This is a genomic window from Rothia similimucilaginosa (assembly GCF_029850875.1).
Classification (GTDB): domain Bacteria; phylum Actinomycetota; class Actinomycetes; order Actinomycetales; family Micrococcaceae; genus Rothia.
The window spans coordinates 106,904-127,383 of the sequence record NZ_JAOVAM010000002.1 but is presented as its reverse complement, the minus strand read 5'-3'; the positions used below and the strand labels follow the sequence as shown (position 1 = coordinate 127,383).

Annotated in this window: 13 protein-coding genes and 1 tRNA gene; 3 read left to right on the top strand and 11 right to left on the bottom strand. The window is 58.6% G+C overall.

Annotation, left to right across the window (positions count from 1 at the left end; all coding sequences use genetic code 11):
- Positions 1–61 precede the first annotated feature (61 nt).
- Complete coding sequence (locus QFX05_RS02120; protein ID WP_279740516.1) at positions 62–2,020, bottom strand: polysaccharide biosynthesis protein; 1,959 nt, start codon at positions 2,018–2,020, stop codon at positions 62–64.
- Complete coding sequence (locus QFX05_RS02115) at positions 2,020–3,984, bottom strand: glycosyltransferase family 2 protein (RefSeq protein ID WP_279740514.1); 1,965 nt, start codon at positions 3,982–3,984, stop codon at positions 2,020–2,022. Before QFX05_RS02115 ends, QFX05_RS02120 begins: the two co-directional genes overlap by 1 nt.
- A 428-nt stretch (positions 3,985–4,412) precedes the next feature.
- On the opposite strand from QFX05_RS02115, the gene QFX05_RS02110 reads away from it, so the two are divergent.
- Entirely contained in the window at positions 4,413–5,414 is a 1,002-nt protein-coding gene (locus QFX05_RS02110) for an NAD-dependent epimerase/dehydratase family protein (RefSeq protein WP_279740512.1), read from the top strand.
- Positions 5,415–5,573: 159 nt separating this feature from the next.
- On the opposite strand, the gene QFX05_RS02105 is transcribed toward QFX05_RS02110, so the two are convergent.
- From QFX05_RS02105 to argS, 9 genes are all read right to left on the bottom strand, one after another.
- Positions 5,574–6,782, bottom strand: coding sequence for an L-threonylcarbamoyladenylate synthase (locus QFX05_RS02105; protein WP_279740510.1), 1,209 nt, complete (start codon positions 6,780–6,782; stop codon positions 5,574–5,576).
- A 169-nt stretch (positions 6,783–6,951) separates the two neighbouring features.
- Entirely contained in the window at positions 6,952–7,860 is a 909-nt protein-coding gene (gene prmC / locus QFX05_RS02100) for a peptide chain release factor N(5)-glutamine methyltransferase (RefSeq protein WP_279740508.1), read from the bottom strand.
- 168 nt (positions 7,861–8,028) lie between these two features.
- Positions 8,029–9,111 carry a peptide chain release factor 1 gene (prfA, locus tag QFX05_RS02095; protein WP_049337341.1) on the bottom strand — a complete coding sequence of 361 codons (1,083 nt, stop codon included), beginning with the start codon at positions 9,109–9,111 and terminating at the stop codon, positions 8,029–8,031.
- 143 nt (positions 9,112–9,254) lie between these two features.
- Positions 9,255–11,396, bottom strand: coding sequence for a transcription termination factor Rho (gene rho / locus QFX05_RS02090; protein WP_279740506.1), 2,142 nt, complete (start codon positions 11,394–11,396; stop codon positions 9,255–9,257).
- Positions 11,397–11,908: 512 nt separating this feature from the next.
- Positions 11,909–12,877: a homoserine kinase gene (gene thrB, locus QFX05_RS02085; RefSeq protein WP_279740504.1), complete on the bottom strand. Its 969-nt coding sequence runs from the start codon at positions 12,875–12,877 to the stop codon at positions 11,909–11,911.
- Between the two features lie 125 nt (positions 12,878–13,002).
- Complete coding sequence (thrC, locus tag QFX05_RS02080) at positions 13,003–14,103, bottom strand: threonine synthase (protein WP_279740502.1); 1,101 nt, start codon at positions 14,101–14,103, stop codon at positions 13,003–13,005.
- Between the two features lie 165 nt (positions 14,104–14,268).
- Positions 14,269–15,558, bottom strand: coding sequence for a homoserine dehydrogenase (locus tag QFX05_RS02075; RefSeq protein WP_279740501.1), 1,290 nt, complete (start codon positions 15,556–15,558; stop codon positions 14,269–14,271).
- 317 nt (positions 15,559–15,875) lie between these two features.
- Positions 15,876–17,396 (bottom strand): diaminopimelate decarboxylase family protein, encoded by a 1,521-nt coding sequence (locus tag QFX05_RS02070; protein ID WP_279740500.1) that lies wholly within the window; start codon positions 17,394–17,396, stop codon positions 15,876–15,878.
- Between the two features lie 83 nt (positions 17,397–17,479).
- The gene (gene argS / locus QFX05_RS02065; protein WP_279740499.1) at positions 17,480–19,144 is read right to left on the bottom strand and encodes an arginine--tRNA ligase; all 1,665 of its coding nucleotides are present in this window, start codon (positions 19,142–19,144) and stop codon (positions 17,480–17,482) included.
- 75 nt (positions 19,145–19,219) lie between these two features.
- Here argS and QFX05_RS02060 point away from each other — a divergent pair.
- Positions 19,220–19,293: transfer RNA gene (locus tag QFX05_RS02060), tRNA-Arg, on the top strand.
- 229 nt (positions 19,294–19,522) lie between these two features.
- A complete protein-coding gene (locus QFX05_RS02055) occupies positions 19,523–20,470 on the top strand; it encodes an NADP-dependent oxidoreductase (RefSeq protein WP_279740496.1) in 948 nt (315 codons plus the stop codon).
- The last annotated feature ends 10 nt before the right edge of the window (positions 20,471–20,480 follow it).

The following is a 20,480-nucleotide window of genomic DNA, read 5'->3' as shown; positions in this document are numbered from 1 at the left end:
AGCAAACACCGGATACCACACCCGCCATGCAAGTACAGCATCCGGTGTCATTCCATAAAGATTAGAACGTCTGTGCATCCGCCAGAGTACGCGGATCCGGGGCACGCTCCAGGCCATGACGCTCATAGCCGCTGTGCTCTCGATAGTTCTGAATCCACAGCTCATAATCGAGCTCATCAGGGTTAAGTGCCGGGGCACTCGACCGGGAAATATACCGGTTCTCCTCACTGGGTACCAGCTTCTCGGTACCGCCGAAGAGAGCCTCATCTAGCTTCTCACCCTTACGAAGACCTATCTCCTTGATCTCCACGTCATACCGCTCATACGCCTGGCGCATTGCCTTTGCAACATCCAGAATCTTGACCGGCTGACCCATATCCAGCACCATGACCTCGCCCGGGCGACCAATAGCACCGGCAAGCATCACCAGCAGGCAGGCATCGGTAATCAGCATGAAGTAACGGGTCGCGCGCTTATCCGTCAGGGTAATCGGACCACCTGAGAGGATCTGCTTCGTAAAAAGCGGCTTAATCGAACCGCGCGAACCAAACACGTTACCGAAACGAACCGACACGTAAGTGTTGCCGGTCTTCTCGCCAAAGTACGCGGTCAGACGCTCCGCCACACGCTTGGACTGGCCCAGCGCAGTCTTCGGGTCAGCAGCCTTATCGGTCGAAACGTTTACGAAGGTCTTCACGCCCACCGCCTCCGCGGCACGCAGCACGTTGAGAGTGCCCAGGGAGTTCGTCTTCCACGCCTCCTGCGGGTAGGCCTCCAGCGCCGACACATGCTTCAAAGCCGCAGCGTGGAAGACCACCTCGGGGCGACGGTCACGGAAAATCTCCAGCAGGTTATCACCCTCACGAATATCAGCCAGAATAATGCGGTCATCATCCAGGCTCGACTCGTGAGTAATCGAAACCTTCGTCTCCATCAGCAGAGTCTCATCATGATCAAGCATCATGAGAGTCTTAGGTTTAAACTCACTAATCTGACGGCACAACTCAGAACCAATCGAGCCGCCTGCGCCCGTGACCAGCACACGCTTACCGTGCAAGTACGAACGCAGAATATCGCGGTCAATATCGTAGTTAATCTCGCCACGAATCACGCGCATCAGGTCGTTATCGCTCGCAGTAATCAGACGCTCACCCATCAGGCGAGCATTCGCGCTACTAATACGCTGAACCTCAACCTTAAGCTTACGCATGCGGTTGCAGAAGGACTCGAAGTAATCCTCCGACATATCCGAAATCGTCACCAGAATCTTACGGGTACCCGACTCACGAATCACCTGCTCCAACTCGAGGTAAGTCGTAATCACCGAAATCCCATGGAACTTGGTACCAGCCTTCAGCTGGTCATCATCAAAGACAGCAATCGGGCGAAGCTTCGCCTCCTCATCATGCAGCATCGAATCCATGACCATGCCGCCAATAAAACCGGCACCGTACACAATCACGGGCTCACCAGTCAGCTCGCGCACAGCACCGCGCTCAGTGTACACACGCTTCGCCATACGGGCACCAGCCATCATAATCAGCGAAAACGCACCCGCAATCGCAGGCACACTATGCGGAATATGCGGCAGACCCAGCAGCTCATCCACAAAGGAGAAAGCAGTCAACGCAGCGCCCGCACTCAAAGCAGCCGCACCGGCACGCCACGACTCGTCAAACGAACCGTACGAATACACGCCGTTATAAATCTTTACGCCCGCCAAGCCAACAGCCAGGTGCAACACCATAGCCAACGTAGCGGTCATCGTCAATGACGCCGGGTGAATAATATCGAACACCGAGCCGTTACTCAGCAACACACTATAGCGGAGCATGTAGGCGAACAAAACCGACAAAACCCAGGCGCTCGAATCAAGCAGCGCCTGCGCAATCAGCCACCACGGCTTACGCTCATACAGGCGGTTCACCAGCATCGTGCCAGAGTCACCCTCCGTCACCATCGTGCCGCGCTGAGCAGCCTTCCGCATCAGCACATGAGCGTGAGGTTTCAACTGAGCCACTACATGCCTCCTTCAGATGCGGTACCAGAAGAACGAGAAGAAACACGAGCCGTCAAAGACGACAACGCACGAAACACCGAACGGCGTGCCTGCTCAGGAACAAAACGGTACACACTACGCACCGCCATGTTCTGAGCCCACTGAAGCTTAGAAATACCGTGGCCGGTGTACAGTCGACGCTGAATCGCCACATCCTGCAACCAGGCGTCCACTCCCCCGCGCTTCGTGTACGCGCCCGCACCCGCACGGTAACGCACCAGCGCATCGGAGATATTGCCCAGACGGTAGCCGGCATCGCGCAGACGCATCCACAGCCACCAGTCCTCAGCGCCGGGTACAAACTCGTAACCGCCCAGCTGCTGCACGGCGCTCTTCACGAACGCCACAGACGGGTGATAAATCGGGTTGCGCGAGTCCATCGCGCTGAGCAGACGCTCAGAATCAATAATCGCCTCGCGGGTCGACTCCACCACAGTATTGCTCTCATTCACCTCAAGCATGGCAGAGCCCAGCACCGTGTAGCCGCCCTGCACCAGGGCAGGAATTAGACGCGCAAAACGAGTCGGCTCAGACAGGTCATCAGAATCAGCACGAGCCACCAGCTCACAGGAACACGCCTGCAGACCGGCGTTCAGCGCCTCCGCCAAACCAACATTCTGAGCCAGCTCCACCACCTGAATCGGCGGGCAATCCAGATTCTCAGCGCGCTGAACCCAGCGGTCCACCACAGCCTCCAGCTCGGGGGTCAGCGGGCCGTCCTTCACCAAAACCAGCTCAGAAGGACGCACTGTCTGGTTCAGCAGATTCGACTCTAACGCTTGATCCAAGTAAGCGGGGTTCTCTTTCGCATACAGGCTCATCAACACCGAAAAATCAGGGACAGAGCTCACGCAACCACGCGCCTTCTCAGAGTCAATGGCGCTAACAGTAGCCGGCACGCCGTATCGGCCGGGGAAAGTCAGCGGATAAACGCCCTCAAGCACCTGAGCATTCGGGCGAGGCGCACGCAAACCATCACGCACACCATTGAGGAAATACCCCAGGTAGGTGCGGCGATCATCAGTACGCAGAACAGTAGAAATCCACAAACGCGCCGACGAGCCACCATAGAGCAGCTTCTCCAGCGGGTTTAGGGTACGCGAGCGGGTAAAGACCCACAGCTTATTACGCACATCGTTATAGAAACGCGGACCCGGGTCAGCGTTCGTCGTACCAAAAGTCTTCGTGTGGTGCTTAGCCACCGAGGAAGGCACTGCAATGCCGTCACGGTGATGAATCAGACGAGTCGAAAACTCGAAGTCATCATTCCAAATGAAGAACTCAGCAATCGGCAAACCACCGTTACGGCGAATAGCCTGCGCATCCATCAGAATCGACACGAATGAGGCGCTACGAATCGGGCGGGCCCCCACCGCCTGCGCACGAGCATGACGCTGCTCCCCCGCCGCAAACATAGTGCGCGGAGTATTCATCGGGTGGTCCTCACCGTTCGTCCACATCACACGAGATGCCACCACCGCGGGGCGCTGCGAAGGCACCGGCGAATAGTTCAGCCAGGCGGCAACCGCCTCCGACAGGGTGTTCTCGGTCGGCTCGGTGTCATCGTCCATAACCCATACCAGGTCTGGGTTATGGCGTTCCAGGGCGCGGTCAATACCCACTGCGAAACCACCAGCGCCGCCCATATTGCTCTCCAAGCGGATGCAGTCCACCGGCAGCTCATAATCCAGGGCCCGCAGATACTCTGCAGTACCGTCCGTGGAAGCGTTATCAACAATCACCACCGCCGCAGGTACGCGCTCACCAGAAGCGATACCAGCGAGAGTCTTCGGCAGCAGGTCCTCACGGTTATAGGTCACCACCACGGCAACCGTGCGGGGATATTCGTTCAAAGAATCATGAGAAGAAGACTGTTCGGAAGAAGGCTGGGCAAAAGCGGTCATGTTGCTGTACTTCTCTGCCATAAGTTCTCCCTCCGCGGCGCGATGCGCCTGAATCAGCCGGTACGCGATAAGCCATCCCATGCTGGGCGCTTCTGGTGTTTCTCGCGCCCACGGCATTCAATCGTGTGGATATATCACTCAAAGAAAACATTTTACCCGCGCTCTCCACTAGAGAGTGAACCGTCATCCCAAAAGATGCCCTATATAACAAATAAACAACCAAATTCAGTTGATTTATCCGCATAGCGGACGTACCCGCACACCCACTTTTGAGTATCCATCAAGCTATCAGTTTCACAGCCTGTGTTTGCGCTGTGCACCCCGTGCGAAAAAACGACCAGAGACCGAATAAAACCCCACAAATTCCCCATAAACTGTTCAAATATGGGAAAGTTGAAATAACCCCATTTTTCCCCGCAACGTTCGCGGGCTCGTGAGAGGTAAAAGAGATGTCCGAATCCAAGTGGAAAGTCATTGGTGCCAGCGGCTTCGTTGGTTCCTCCATCGTCGCGCGTCTGAACACAGAAGGTATCAGCGTCGACCCCATTGAGGCACCTCGACTCGCAACCCGAGCCCTTGACGTAGACAGCATCATCGACGAAGCAGACCAGCTTGAAGGCATCATCGACTCCCTCGCAGAAGCCTTCGCGGGCGCGCAGGTCGTCGTCAACGCAGCGGGCCTCGCAGCACCCAATATGCAAGATCTGCCCCCTCTCATCGGCGCAAACGCCCTGCTTCCCGCCGTGATTGCAATCGCTGCACAGCGCACCGGCGTACGCCGCGTCATCCACCTCTCCTCCGCAGCGGTACAGGGCCCGCGGCTCGTGCTGGATGATTCCGAAGAGACCAACCCATTTAGCGCCTACTCCTTCTCCAAGGCACTCGGTGAAGAAGCACTGCTCGATCTGCAGGACTACTTCCTCGAAGAGCACCCCGACAGCGCACCTGAACTGTGCATCCTGCGCGCAACTAGCGTGCAGGGCCGCGGCCGACGCACCACCGAGCTCTTCGCCAAGATGGCGTCCTCCCCCTTGGCATCCGTTGCGGGTGCAGGCACCGGCAAGTCTCCGGTCTCTAGCGTTCATGCCCTCGCAGAATTCGTGGTCATGCTCGGCACCTTCCCCGGTAAGCTGCCCACCATCGTGTTGCAGCCTTGGGAAGGCGCAACCGTCGCCTCCGCATCCGTGGATGCTGGTCGCCGCCACCCGCACCGCCTGCCCGAATGGCTCTGCCTCGCAGCCGTCAAGGCAGGCTACACCGTTTCCGAGCTGATGAACGACAAGTTCGCTGGTTCCGTGCGCAAGGTCGAGGTCATGTGGTTCGGCCAGGGCATCGACGATTCCTGGGCACGCGACAACAACCTTCTGCCCACCCCGCGCGTACGTGAAGTACTGCGCAACGCCCACACCGCGCTGGGCAAGAAGAAGGACCGCCGCTTCGACAAGAACTAGGTAGCACGTGTGCTCTCCTAGAGGTACACAGCTGAGGCACACAGCCTAGAGGGCTCATAACGTATAGGGAACCCCGATATATCTGATTGATATATCGGGGTTCCCTATATGTTTTATGCTCCGAATTCTTACACTCCGAGCTCTACAACGTGCAGAAGTTTAGAGCTGATTCTCCGGCATGTCCTTCTGCTCGGTCTTTACCTCAGACTCGGTCGTAGCAGCTTCAGTCTTGGCAGCTTCAGTCTTGGTTTCTGCCGACTTAGCCTCGCTCTGAGCGGGGGTGCTCTTAGCGGCAGTCTCAATCTTCGACTCACCAAAGACCAACGCGCGAGCAGTATCAGCAGGAACCGGGTGAGTCTGCGGCTCATCCGCACGGACCGGCTTCGGAGTGTTGTCACGGTATCCGCGCGAACGCTCCTGATCCACGCTGGTGCTGAATGCAGAAGACAGCGCCGAAGTAGCGCCCATCAGGGATGCAGCAACAGAGCCGGCAGCCGGTGCCGAAGCGCGACGAGCAGGCTCACCGCTCACAGTGTGAGTGCTGTCCCACTGCTCGTACGCCTCATCCAGGTCAGCCTGCTCATCCAGAGCACGCTCAGAAGAAGTCGACTCAGACGACGCAGACCCAGCTTCCTCAGCCTTACGAGCCGCCTGCTCGTCAGCCTCCGCACGAGTCAGGATGGTCGGAACAACTTCGCGCAATTCCTCCACCGGAATTGCACCCTCACGAACCACCACGTAGGGGAAGGAGGTGCAATCCAGAATCGTGGACGGTGCCGGCTCACGCTCAGTCACCACAACCACGCCGTCCTCATTCGGCTCAGATTCAAGCGGCTTAGGACGAGCGCCACCGTCAATCACCACGGCAACGTCCTCACCCAGGGACTCCAAGGCGGTCTGCGCGTCCAGTGCGGCTTCCTGACCGGTCTTGTTTGCGCTCGAAACCGCCAGCGGACCGTGTTCAGTCAGTAGCTTCAGGGCGAACTCATCATCGGGAACACGTACGGCAACGGTACCGCAGGTCTCACCCAAGTCCCAGCTCAGCGACGGGTACGAGTGAAGAATAATAGTCAGCGCACCAGGCCAGAATCGACCACCCAGGTCATAAATATCATCCGGAACGTCGTCGACCACGCCAGCGAGCGCAGCAAGATCAAAGATCAGCACAGGCGGCGGCATGGTGCGGTCGCGGCCCTTATCTGCCAGCAGCTTGGCAACGCCCTGATGCGAGAAAGCATCTGCGGCAATACCGTAGACGGTATCGGTGGGCATCACAATCGTGTCGTGTGCCTTCAGCGCCTCGCGGGCAGCCTCGATGGCCTCGCGGGTCTCAGTTTCAGTCGTTACGGGGTACAGCTTTGCAGTCACGGGTCTTATTCTCTCATGTTTTTCTTGGTGCGGCGAGACACCGGCACCCACAACGCGCCATGTGGAAGCAATCTTCCGGGGGTTCGCCATATTTCACTGGCTCTGAGCTGGTTACCGAGGGGGACGCGTTACCTTCATGCAGCCCGGTACGGGCTAGGTGGTGCATTTACTAGTCTAAAGGTTCTAGTGGGTGCGGTTTATAACCGACGCTATGACGCGGACGATTATTCAGGTCACGCACCGAGTAGCACCCCTCAAAGCCGACGCGCGCCAACAGCTCGGCGACGGCTTCTTCCTGGGTGTCGTCGTGCTCCATGATGAACAGACCGCCGGGTGTAAGAAGCTCGAAGGCGCGGGCGGCAATCGCGGAGGGTATCTGCATGCCGTCCTCTCCCCCACCGTACAGCGCCATGTCCGGGTCGTGCAGGGCGGCTTCCGGGTCGGCAGGTACGTTCGCCGGCGGAATGTACGGAGGGTTCGAAAGTACCGCCTTGAAGGTTCCGGCAAGTTCGGGCAGGGCGGTGAGAGCGTTCCCCTGTACCAGGTGCACACCGAGCGGCTCCAGGTTTTTACGGGTGTAGGGGATGGCATCTTCGGAGAGTTCCACCGCGAACACCTGGGCGTTCGGCAGTTCGCTCTTGATTGCCGCGGCGATAGCGCCGGATCCGGTACACAGGTCGACGATGCGCAGCGCACCGGTTGCCGAATCGGTGCGTGCGCTTAGCACTTTGAGGGCTTCTTCGACGAGTAGTTCGGTCTCGGGGCGGGGTACGAACACGCCCGGTCCGACCGACAGCTCTAGGCGGTAGAAGGGAGCGGAGCCGGTGATGTGTTGCAGCGGTTCGCGGCAGGCGCGGCGGGCGACCAGCGCCTCGTACTCTGCGACCTGGTCGGGAGTGAGCCTTTCCCCCATCAGCGCAGCGTGCTGCAGGCGCGAGCGTGAGCCGTCATAGAGCAGGTATGCGGCGAGTAGCTCAGCATCCACTCGGGGGCTGGGCACCTGCGCCAGTACCGCGGTGGCGCGCGTGAGTACCTGAGCGAGTTCTTCCCCACGCGGGTCGTACACATTCACCTTCATGAGCTCTCCTTCTCGTCTCTCAACGGTTCAAAACCTGTCACAGCATATGGCTAAGGGGCTCCACCGCCGTAGCGGCGAGCCCCTCACCAACATCTCACATCGATTCAGCGAATCGGCAAGAGCCTATATACAGAATCTACTTCTGCACAGAACTACTTCTGTACAGGGTTACTTCTGTTCCTGGCCCACCTGAGCGAGGCGGTGCGCCTCATCCATCTCAATAGCGGACTGAACCACAGGCTCCAGGTCACCATTCAGCACAGCATCCAGGTTGTACGCCTTGTAGCCGGTGCGGTGATCCGCAATGCGGTTCTCCGGGAAGTTGTACGTACGGATACGCTCCGAACGGTCCATAGTACGCACCTGCGAAGCACGATGTGCCGCGTTCTCAGCATCAATCTGCTCCTGCTGGTGAGCCAACAGGCGCGCACGCAGAACGCGCATCGCAGCTTCACGGTTCTGCAGCTGAGACTTCTCATTCTGCATCGCCACTACAATACCGGTCGGAAGGTGAGTAATACGCACCGCCGAGTCAGTGGTGTTCACCGACTGACCACCGGGGCCCGACGAACGGTACACATCAATCTTCAGGTCGTTCTGGTTAATCTCGATTTCCTCGGGCTCATCCACCTCGGGGAACACCAGAACACCAGCCGCAGAAGTATGAATACGGCCCTGAGACTCGGTCGCCGGAACACGCTGTACACGGTGCACGCCACCCTCATACTTCAGGTGTGCCCACACACCCTCAGCAGGCTCATTCGAGGAGCCCTTAATAGCAATCTGAGCGTCCTTGTAGCCGCCAACATCGGTGCTAGTCGAAGAAATAATCTCAGTCTTCCAGCCCTTGTTCTCCGCATAACGCATGTACATGCGCAGCAGGTCACCAGCGAACAGAGCCGCTTCGTCACCACCGGCACCAGCCTTCACCTCAAGAATGACGTTACGGCCATCATCCGGGTCACGCGGAATCAGCAGGCGGCGCAGCTTCTCCTGAGCAACCTCCAGCTCCTCCTCCAGACCGGGAATCTCCGCCGCAAAATCCGGATCCTCATCAGCCATCTCGCGGGCAGCCTCAAGGTCGTCCTTCAGCGAAGTGTACTTGTTGTACGCAGTCACGATACCGGTTAGCTCCGCGTAACGGCGGCCCACACGGCGTGCCTTACCCTGGTTCGCCTGCACAGCGGGGTCGGCCAGCTGATTCTGCAGGTCAGCGTGCTCATCCAGCAGAACCTGAATAGATTCAAACATTCTGTTCTCTCTTCCATCTCCCGCACTTTACGCCGCACGGGCAGGCACTAGACATCTCGCACCCCTCACAACGGGGATGCACAAAACGAACGTCTCACGCGCCCCACCCACAATCTGGAGGCGGGGCGCGTGAGGTACGAGCCTTAGTCGACCAGACGCAGACCGTTCTTCTGAACCGTCAGAAGAAACTCCACGTTGCTTTCAGTCTTACGCAGCTGGTTGGTCAGAACACCCAGAGCCTGCTCGGGTTCCATGCCCGCCAGGGCACGGCGCAGACCCCACATAATCTTAATCTCATCCGGGGAGAGCAGATTCTCCTCGCGGCGAGTACCAGAAGCGTTAATATCAACCGCCGGGAAGATACGCTTATCCGCCAGCTGACGGGACAGGCGCAGCTCCATGTTACCGGTACCCTTGAACTCTTCGAAGATCACTTCATCCATCTTCGAGCCGGTCTCAACCAAGGCGGTAGCCAGGATGGTCAGCGAGCCACCCTCTTCAATGTTGCGGGCAGCACCGAAGAACTTCTTCGGCGGGTACAGCGCTGCAGAATCCACACCACCGGACAGGATACGACCGGATGCGGGAGCCGCCAGGTTGTATGCACGGCCCAGGCGCGTCATGGAGTCCAGCAGCACTACCACATCGTAGCCGAGCTCCACCATACGCTTCGCACGCTCAATAGCCAGCTCAGCCACAGTAGTGTGATCCTCAGCCGGGCGGTCGAAGGTCGAGGCAATAACCTCACCCTTAACGGTGCGCTGCATATCGGTCACTTCTTCAGGACGCTCGTCTACCAGGACCATCATCAGGTACACGTCCGGGTTGTTCACGGTAATTGCGTTCGCAATGGACTGCAGCATGAGGGTCTTACCGGCCTTCGGCGGGGACACAATCAGACCACGCTGGCCCTTACCAATCGGGGACACCAGGTCCACCACGCGGGTGCCCAGCTTCTTCGGGGTGGTCTCCAGGCGCAGACGCTCCTTGGGGTACAGCGGAGTCAGCTTCGAGAAGACGCGGCGGTTCGCTGCTTCCTCAACGCTCTGACCGTTAATCGCCTCAACCTGAACCAGCGCGTTAAAGCGCTGGCGGTTATTCGACTCACCCTCGCGCGGCACGCGAATCGCGCCGAGCACATGGTCACCCTTACGCAGATTGTACTTCTTCACCTGAGCCAGGGAGACATATACGTCGTTGGTGCCGGGCAGGTAGCCGGTGGTACGCACGAAAGCATAGTTATCGAGAATGTCCAGAACACCCGAAATCGGTGCCAGCACATCGTCTTCGCTCAGGCGAGGCTCGTTCTCCTCGCGGCGGCGAGCCTGCTTCTCAGCACGCTCAGCCTGACGGTCACGCTTGGAACGGCGCTCAGGACGCTCGGCGCGCTCTGCGCGCTCAGCAGCCTTACGCTCGGCACGTTCACTACGCTCAGTATTGCGCTCTACACGCTCTACGCTACGCTCACGCTTAGTGCGACGCTCGATACGCTCACCATCCTGATCACGACGACGCTCACGAGTGCGGGTACGCTTCGAGTTCTTCTCACCGTCGGGGGTACCAAAAGTCATGTCCAGGGCAGCGTTCAGGCTCTCCAGGCTCGCGGTGCCGTCAGCGGTAGTAGCCTTCAGCTCAGCAGAGTTACCAGACAGGTCAATCTGCTCCGAGCGCTCACCAATACGCTCAGCGGCCAGCTCAGCGCGCACATCCAGCGGAGGAACCTCAGCGGGATTCTCATCCTTACGGGTGCGAGTGCGGCGGGTACGCTTCTCCGCCTTCTCGGATTTCTCAGCCGATGTATCCTCACCCTCAGCGGCACGGCGAACGCGCGCACGCTTCTGAGCGGGAGTCTCGTAACGGGAGGAACGGGTACGCTTCTCAGACTTTTCAGCCTTCTCAGCACCCTCAGCGGGGGCTTCAGCGCCCTCAGTGTTTTCGGTCTTCTCAGCCTTAGCCTCGGCGTCCTTCTGGGCGCGAGTGCGGCGAGTACGGCGAGTCTTAGATTCTTTAGCTTTCTCAGCAGCGGGAGCCTGTACAGATTCAGCAGCTTTAGCGGGCGCTTCAGACTTAGGTGCTTCGGACTTGGGCGCAACAGGAGCGGCTACGGCACCACCACGCTGATGCTCCTCAAGAGCCTGAACCAGTTCAGCCTTCTTCAACTTCAGATAGCCGCGGATGCCAAGCTGCTGGGCGAGGACACGCAGCTGCGCGACCTTCAAGTTTGCAAGTTCCGGTGCGGCAGCTGCCGTACCGTACTCATCGGTGACAACAATATTCTTTGCCAACTACAATTCCTTTGGTTATAAGCCCTGAAAATCTTCAGAATAAAGATCGGGCGGGCGCTATAGCGCGGTCAAAGGTTTAGACACTGCTGAAAGAAAACAGCAGTCTGCACCTTCGACTCCCTCGAACCGCGCTGGAGGCGGTTCGCGTCTCTTACCGTACCCGCTGATTCAGACACAGCGAGCACACACGGAAGATAAGGCGCTCTATCACAAATGTGGGTAAGCCCAAACCATCATCTATACAAACCATCTACACGAGATGAAGAGGATGGATTGGTCACTTTGAAAGGGCACCCGCCGCGAAACCGAACCCTCAGAAAAGTCTTCCCTATGCGTCAGGAATAAAGAAAGACGTGAATCCCACAGGCATTCCCCCGAACCTTGCCGGTTCCCGCCCAGATACAAAAAGCATCTGAGGCATCAGGGGAAACGGAAGTACGTTACGAAGGATAGTATCGACGGTCTACATTGAACGACGGGCGAACCTCAATATAGGACGAACTAATAACGTCCTACTGAGTAACTATAACACCTTCAGTATCAATTTCAAGGGGAAGAACCCGCCAGTTCAGGCGGCGATCCACAATAGCGCTACAAGGGTGAGTCGCCGCAAACTCAGCAATCGCTTCCTGAACCTGTCGCACCTGCTCGTCACCGTGCGCAAAGGTCAAAACCGTTGGGCCAGCACCAGAAATAACCGCCGCAAAACCCTGACCGCGCAGGTACGAAACCAGCGTAGCCGATGGCTCCATCGCAGTTACGCGGTACCCCTGATGCAGGTAATCCACGGTCGCATCCATCAGGTACTCGGGAGTATCGGAGAGGGTACGCACCAGCAGCGCCGCACGAGCCGAGTTCGCCACCGCCTCAACGTGGGGCATCTGCGCAGGAATCAGCGAACGGGCAAGCTTCGTCGACACCTCATAATCAGGCACAGCCACCACAGGATGAACATCAGGATGCACCGGAATAATCACGGACTTCCAGTTGCCCATCTCACCCCAGGACACCGACAGGTTGCCGTAAATCGCCGGAGCCACGTTATCCGGGTGGCCCTCCATATCGGAGGCAACCTGCAGCATCTGATCACGGCTCAGACGGTGCTCTTCCGGCAGCAGGCCGCTTGCCGCAGCTACACCCGCCACAATAGCCGATGCCGAAGAACCCATACCGCGAGAATGCGGAATCTTATTATCAGCAATCAGCTTCACCGGGGGCAGTTCATCCAAACCAGCCGCAGTAAAACCAGCCTTCATCGCCTGCAAAACCAGGTGGCTCTCATCGCGAGGAACCTCCGCGCTACCCTCACCGCTGAGCTCAAACTCCAGGCCGGACTCAATACGCTCAACAACCAGCTCATCATAGAAGCCAAGACCCAAACCCATACTGTCATAGCCGGGCCCCAGGTTAGCGCTCGTAGCGGGAACGCGAACCTTAACGGACGCGCCCACCGGAATATCAGAAATATGCAGGGAAGACATGAGAAGAACCTCGCGATCGGTGACGTAATGAGTGAATAAGTGAAAGATACAAAAAAAGGGGCTGTCATGCAGGTGCACCCCGCCCCGCAAACACGGGACGGAGTGCACATCGTAATATGAACAGACTAGTTCAAATCAAGAATATCTGCCACAGCAACCACGTCGAAGGGAGCCTTAGTCGGCTCAACCTTCACACCGTTAACAGCCTCAAGAGCCCACTGCGGGTCCTTCAGACCGTGACCAGTCACGGTAATCACAATGGTCTTACCCTCGGGAGCTTCACCTGCGCGGTGCTTCTTCAGCAGACCCGCAACACCGGCAGCCGAGGCCGGCTCCACGAAGACACCCTCGCGGGCAGACAACCAGCGGTGAGCCTCCAGAATCTCCTCATCGGTGACAGCCTCAATCACGCCGCCAGACTCGTCACGAGCAGCTTCAGCTTTCTCCCACGATGCGGGGTTACCGATACGAATCGCTGTCGCAATGGTCTCCGGTGCCTCAATTGGGTGACCAGCAACAATCGGTGCAGCACCAGCAGCCTGGAAACCCCACATAATCGGACGCTTGGTCGCAACCGGCTCCAAAACCTTACCGTCACGGTTGGTGTAAGACTCCGAGTACTCCTTATAACCCTTCCAGTACGCGGTGATGTTACCCGCGTTGCCAACCGGCAGCAGGTGATAATCAGGAGCGTCACCCAGGGTGTCAACAACCTCAAACGAACCGGTCTTCTGACCCTCAATACGGTAAGGGTTGACCGAGTTCACCAGGAACACCGGGTAATTCTCGCTGAGCTTGCGAGCAATCTCCAAGCAGTTATCGAAGTTGCCGTCAATCTGAATGATGTCAGCACCGTGAGCAATAGCCTGAGACAGCTTACCCATCGAAATCTTGCCGTCCGGAACCAGCACTGCACAGCGCATACCAGCCTGCAGCGCGTACGCTGCAGCCGACGCCGAAGTGTTACCGGTCGAAGCACACACAACAGCCTTCGCACCGTCACGCTTAGCGGCGGTCATCGCGCTGGTCATACCTCGGTCTTTGAACGAACCGGTCGGGTTCATACCCTCAAACTTCAGGTAAACGGTGTTACCGGTCTCAGCAGACAGTGCCGGCGCGTGAATCAGCGGGGTACCACCCTCACCCAGGGTCACAGCCTTCACATCGTCTGCGAAAGGCAGACGGTCACGGTACTCATTGATAACGCCCTGCCACACGTGTGCCATTGGGTTCTCCTTCAATCTTGGCGCCCCACCCGCCGGACCTTGCAAGGTCCGGCGCGGTAGCGGGTACGCGGGTTAGTTCGTCAGCGATGCTTCTACACGCAAGCATCGCACGTTTAGTGAGCAGCACTTGCCACACATCAGTTCGCGCTGAGTAATTCTCGACGCTTAGTGCTTCTCGGACTCCACACGGATGACCGAGTTCACCTCACACACAGTATCCAGAGCGTCAATCACAGCAATCGCACGACGCAAATCGGAATCCTTGGCCGAGTGAGTCACCATACGAATCTGAGCCGCACCCTCCTTCGGAGCAGACTGACGCAGAGAATCAATAGAAATACCATGCTCAGTCAGGATGCGGGTAATGTTCGCCAGAACACCCAAGCGGTCCTCTACCAGAACACCCACCGAGTAGCGAGACACCACGTTATCCAGGCTGGTTGCGTGCAGCTGAGCGTGAGAAGTCTCCGGAACACCGGGGCCACCCAGCACCAGACGACGAGCCAGGGACACGAAGTCACCCAGAACAGCCGAAGCAGTCGGAGCGCCACCCGCGCCGGGACCGTAGAACATCAGCTCGCCGGCGTTCTCCGCCTCAACGAACACAGCGTTGAACGCACCGTGCACGCCCGCCAGTGGGTGCTGACGAGGAATCAGGGTCGGGTTCACGCGAATGTTTGCGCCGTCCGCGCCCTCACGTTCGCAAATAGCCAGCAGCTTGATGACGTAACCGTCAGCATCCGCGGCAGCAACATCATCAGCGGTGATGGAGGTGATACCCTCGGTGTGCACATCATCAATAGTGAAAGTCGAGTGGAACGCCAGCGAAGCAACAATCGCTGCCTTCGACGCAGCATCGTGGCCCTCAACATCAGCAGTAGGGTCAGCTTCCGCGTAGCCTAGCTTCTGAGCCTCAGCCAGTGCATCCGCAAAGGACGCGCCGGTGGTGTCCATCTGGTCAAGAATGTAGTTGGTGGTGCCGTTCATAATGCCCAGAACGCGGGTCACACGGTCACCAGCCAGGGAGTCGCGCAGGGGGCGCAGAATCGGGATAGCGCCCGCAACAGCAGCCTCGTAGGAAAGCTGAGCACCGGACTTATCAGCGGCCGCCTGCAGCTCCACGCCGTGCTTAGCCAGCAGTGCCTTGTTACCGGAGACCACCGACTTACCAGCCTCCAGAGCACGCAGAATACGAGTGCGAGCCGGCTCAATACCACCGGTCAGCTCAATCACTACATCAGCTGCATCAATCAGAGATTCAGCGTCAGTGGTGTACAGCGAGGGGTCCGCGTTCCAGTGGCGGGATGCATTAGTATCGCGCACAGCAATACCGATCAATTCCACAGGCGCGCCAATGCGCTTTTCAAGGATGGCGTTATCCTCGACCAGGATGCGAGCAGCCTGGGAACCGACATTACCGGCACCAAGCAGTGCTACTTTGATCTTTTCAGCCACGATAGTCTCTTTCTACGGTCTGTTCCGGGTTCACCCCGGTATCTCTTCGGGCTACGGCGTGGATGCGGCGCAGAGCACGCACTCAACAACCACTTTATCAAGAGCCGGGGACAGCTCAGCAGCCTCAAGGTGCGACTTTTACTCTCTGAGATGAGGTATCCCTCACAGTTATGAGGTAGCCTTATTTTCTGCAAAGTTTTGAACACACAAAACCGTGAAGACACCACCCGCAATCGCCACCTCACGGCGCGCACTGCAGAAACGGAATCTTCACGGTTTCTGAGGCTCTGGGGTTATGGGGTTCTGAGCTAAGGGCTCTAGATATCCGAACCCATATCCAGCGCCAACATATCCTCCTCATGCTGACGGCGAATCATCACGCGCGAAGGCTGACCCTGCGCGGTCGCAATCACCGGCGGACGAGTAAAGAAGTTATAGTTCGAACCCAGCACATAGCAGTACGCGCCGGTCGCCGGAACCGCCAGAATATCCCCAGCCTGCAGGTCAGCAGGCAGGTAGCAGTAACGAACCACCACATCGCCAGACTCACAATGCTTACCCACCACGCGAGAGAGCACCTGCTCCCCCGCTGGGGCACGATTCGCCAAGGTCACAGAATAATCCGATTCGTACAGCACTGGTCGGGCGTTATCACTCATACCGCCGTCCACCGAAATGTAGCGGCGCACGCGAATCTCACCGTTCTCATCCTCAATGCTCACGTTCTTAATGGTGCCCACCGCATACAGGGTCGCACCCGAAGGACCAGAAATAGAACGACCCGGCTCAAAAGACATGTGCGGAATCACCATGCCCAAACGCTCGCAGGTTGCCGCAACGGAAGAGGCAATCGACTCGGTCACCTCGGTAATGGAGCGAGGGTGATCCGCCTCAGTGTAGCCGATGCCGTAGCCGCCGCCCAGGTCCAGCTCCGGCAGGGTCACACCCAGGTCACGGTTGAGGCGGTTCATAAACTCCAGGGCGGTAGTAGCCGCCTGCTCGAAGCCCTCCGCCTCAAAAATCTGCGAACCAATATGGCAGTGAATACCGCGGAAATCCAGGGAATCGGTCGCGTTCAAAATCGCGGCTGCCAGCGCTGCGTAAGAATCGGTCGCCTCAACACCCCAGTACTCCAATTCCTCTTCATCCAAACCGGCAAGCGCGGCGGTGCCAGGCTGCAGGGACATACCGAACTTCTGGTCCTCGTGCGCGGTCGCAATGGACTCATGAGTCGAGGCATGCACGCCGGGAGTAATGCGAATCAGCACCGGAACGGGGGCGTAAGGCTCCTCGCCCTCAGCCACACGCTCGGCGGCAAGCTCTGCGTACACACGCTCAATGAGCTTGAGCTCGTCCACCGAATCAGCCACCACGCGACCCAGGCCGGTACGGATTGCGCGGGCAATCTCAGCTTCCGACTTGTTATTGCCGTGCAGGGCGATATTTACCCCGGGCACCTGTGCACGCAGAGCCAGCGCCAGCTCACCACCGGAGGCGGTATCCAGGCACAGCCCCTCCTCAGTCGCCCAGCCTGCCACCGCCGTGGATAGGAAAGACTTACCGGCATAGTAGACGCTCACCTGCGCACCGTGTGCCGCGAAAGCCTGCTCAAAAGCGGTGCGGTAGGCGCGGGCGCGGGCGCGGAAAGTCGTTTCAGAGAAGACGTACTGCGGGGTTTCATGCTCAGCAACCAGATCGCTGACGGTCACGCCGTCAATGCAGAGTTCACCCTGCTCATTGCGGGTGAAAGAATCAGTCCAAATGGTACGAGACAGGGCCTCAGGGTGCTCGGGGTAGGTGAGCCATTCGGGGGCGTAGAGGGCGCGGGCTTCGCTCATCGTGTCTCTTTCTTAGCTATCTTTGCAGGCATACGCTCAACCCCCGCCCCGGTGGCACCGGATCGGGGGTTGAAACGAGAGTATTACATGCGCTCGGGTGCGCTCACACCCAGCAGGTTCAGGCCATTAGCCAGCACCTGCTGTGCTGCATTGTTCAGCAGCAGGCGGGTACGGTGCAAATCGGTGACCTCTTCATCAGCCTTGGGGGCGACGCGGGAGACACCGTACCAGCTGTGGTACGCCGAAGCGAGCTGCTCCAGGTAGCGATTCACGCGGTGCGGCTCGTAGAACTTCGCGGCATCACGCACAGCAGCGGGGAACTGACCGAGTACAGCCAGCAGCTCACCGTCAGCAGCCGAGTCGAGCAGGGAGGTGTCCACGCCGTCCTCAACCTTCACGCCAGCCTCTGCAGCGTTACGTGCCACAGCGGCGGTACGTGCGTGAGCGTACTGCACGTAGTAGACCGGGTTCTCATTGCTCTTGGAAGTCAGCAAGCCCAGGTCAATGTCGATGGGGGTGTCCACCGAGTAGCGGGTCAGCTCGTAGCGGGCCGCGTCAACGCCAACGGCTTCGACCAGGTCCTCGAGGGTGACCACAGTGCCGGCACGCTTGGACATACGGACGGGCTTGCCGTCCTTGACCAGGTTCACCAGCTGACCGATCATGACCTCAATCTGGTCGGCACGGTAGCCAAGAATCTGTGCGATAGCCTTCAGACGGCCCACGTAGCCGTTGTGGTCAGCACCAAGCATGTAAATCGCCACATCGGCGGGGTTTTCTGCACGGGTCATCTTGTCCTGGTAGTAGGCGATATCGCCCGCCACGTAGGCGTGGTTGCCGTCAGACTTAATGACCACGCGGTCCTTGTCGTCACCGTAGTCGGTGGTGCGCATCCACCATGCGCCGTCAGCCTGGAAGAGCTGACCGTTCTCGCGCATGGTGTCGAGCAGGGCGTCCACCTTGCCGCCTTCAAATACGGAGTTCTCATGGAAGAACACGTCGAAGTGGGTGCCGAATGCCGCCAGGGACTCCTTGATCTGATCGAACATCAAGTGAGTACCGATTTCGCGGAAGATTTCTTCGGGGTTCTCAGTCTCAAGCGCGTCGGGGCGCTGAGCCAGAATCTGGTCCTTAATATCAACAATGTAGGCGCCAGCATATCCGTCCTCGGGGGTCTCCTCACCGCGGGCCGCGGCAATCAGGGAGCGCACGAAACGGTCAATCTGGGTGCCGTGGTCATTGAAGTAGTATTCGCGCACGACGTTAGCGCCCTCAGCCTCAAGGACGCGGGCGAGCGCATCACCGACGGCAGCCCAGCGGGTACCACCCAGGTGGATGGGGCCGGTGGGGTTCGCAGAGACAAACTCAAGGTTGATGGTCTTACCGGCGAACTTGTCGCTACGGCCGTATGCTTCGCCAGCTTCAACGATCGTGGCGGCGAGCTCACCAGCAGCTGCGGCGTCCAGGGTGATGTTCAGGAAGCCGGGGCCAGCAATATCTACAGATGCAACACCGGCGATGGCGCCAATCTTCTCTGCCAGAAGAGCTGCTGCCTCACGCGGGTTCTTGCCCACCTTCTTAGCGAGCTGCAGAGCGACGTTGGTTGCCCAGTCACCATGTTCGCGGGACTTGGGGCGCTCCACTCGGACGGCGGGCAGTTCAGCGCCCTCCACAAGGGTCAGCTGGCCGGAGGAAATGGTTTCTTCAAGGGCAAGCGCAATAGCTTCGGAGAGTTCTTCAGGAGTCATAACAAACTATTCTAGCAAGCCTTGGCAGGTGCCTGACCGTTTTATCTAGTGCTTATCTGATACCATAGATGGGTTGCCTCTGTAGCTCAGCGGATTAGAGCACCAGTTTCCGGTACTGGGGGTCGAAGGTTCGAATCCTTTCAGGGGCACGATGTTCTTATTCGAGAGGGAACACGGGAGCCGGTATCCGAGGCGTATCGTTCGGGTATCGGCTCCTTTTTATTTAACGGCCATGCCGGGTAGCTCCCTCTTAAACCTCAGAGGATGGACACTACCCACCTGCCTGTTGTGGCAACGCTAACCACCTTGAGAGAATGGGGAAACGCGCACACCAGGCACATCAGCACGGCTTCAAGCCACGACAGCGGAGGTAACCCGATGACCACCATGCGCCAGATTCAGCTCACCGAATGGGGTGACGAAAGCGTTCTGCACGAAGCAAACGTGCCTATCCCCTCCCCGGTGCGCGGTCACGTGCTCATCAAGACGGTTGCCTCCGGTGTCAACCCGATTGATCTGACCACTCGCAAGGGCTTGGGTCCCGCCGCTCAGCTGGCAGACCCGTCGTACAAGCCCTTCGTGCCCGGCTGGGATGTTGCCGGCACCGTGGTGGCTACCGCCGGCGACTATACGGGTTTCAAGGTGGGCGACGCCGTATTTGGTCTTGTTTCTTTCCCCTCCCCCGCCGGTGCGTACGCCGAGTATGTTCTCGCCCCGGCGCATCAGTTGGTGAAGGTGCCCGCCGATGTTCCCTGCGCACAATTGGGTGGCGCTCCCCTGGCGGCACTGACCGCATACCAGGCGCTCTTCGAGGTGGCGCGGTTGAAGGAAGGTGAGCGCGTGCTCATTCACGCCGGTGCCGGAGGCGTCGGTCACCTCGCCGTTCAGTTGGCGGCGCAGGCGGGCGCTCAGGTTTTTGCGACCGCCTCCGCGGCGAACCACGAGTTTGTGCACTCGTTGGGTGCCCAGCCCATTGATTACCGCACCGAGGATTTCCGTGCCGTACTGGGTCAGACCATGGACGTGGTACTCAATTCCACCGGTCAGCAGACCTTCCTTGATTCGCTTGAGGTGCTGGTTCCTGGCGGCCGTATTGTCACCCTGACCAGCCCCGACCCTCTGGATGTTGCGCGTGAGCGCGGCTTCGAGGCGCAGTGGCTGACGGTTCACCCGGACCGCACGCAGATGCAGGAGATTGCCCGCCTCATGTCCTTGGGTCTATTGAAGGTGCACGTGGATCAGGTGCTTAATTTTTCGCAGGCAGCGCAGGCTCACGCCCTGGTGGCAACGGGTCGCACCCGCGGCAAGATTGTACTGGTTCCCTAACGCGGCGCTG

Coding starts and splice junctions, on each gene's coding strand:
- prmC (WP_279740508.1), bottom strand. CDS start 7,860: ATGAAGGTGAATGTGTACGACCCGCGTGGGGAAGAACTCGCTCAGGTA.
- QFX05_RS02110 (WP_279740512.1), top strand. CDS start 4,413: ATGTCCGAATCCAAGTGGAAAGTCATTGGTGCCAGCGGCTTCGTTGGT.
- thrB (WP_279740504.1), bottom strand. CDS start 12,877: ATGTCTTCCCTGCATATTTCTGATATTCCGGTGGGCGCGTCCGTTAAG.
- prfA (WP_049337341.1), bottom strand. CDS start 9,111: ATGTTTGAATCTATTCAGGTTCTGCTGGATGAGCACGCTGACCTGCAG.
- QFX05_RS02055 (WP_279740496.1), top strand. CDS start 19,523: ATGACCACCATGCGCCAGATTCAGCTCACCGAATGGGGTGACGAAAGC.
- QFX05_RS02070 (WP_279740500.1), bottom strand. CDS start 17,396: ATGAGCGAAGCCCGCGCCCTCTACGCCCCCGAATGGCTCACCTACCCC.
- QFX05_RS02115 (WP_279740514.1), bottom strand. CDS start 3,984: ATGGCAGAGAAGTACAGCAACATGACCGCTTTTGCCCAGCCTTCTTCC.
- argS (WP_279740499.1), bottom strand. CDS start 19,144: ATGACTCCTGAAGAACTCTCCGAAGCTATTGCGCTTGCCCTTGAAGAA.
- thrC (WP_279740502.1), bottom strand. CDS start 14,103: ATGGCACACGTGTGGCAGGGCGTTATCAATGAGTACCGTGACCGTCTG.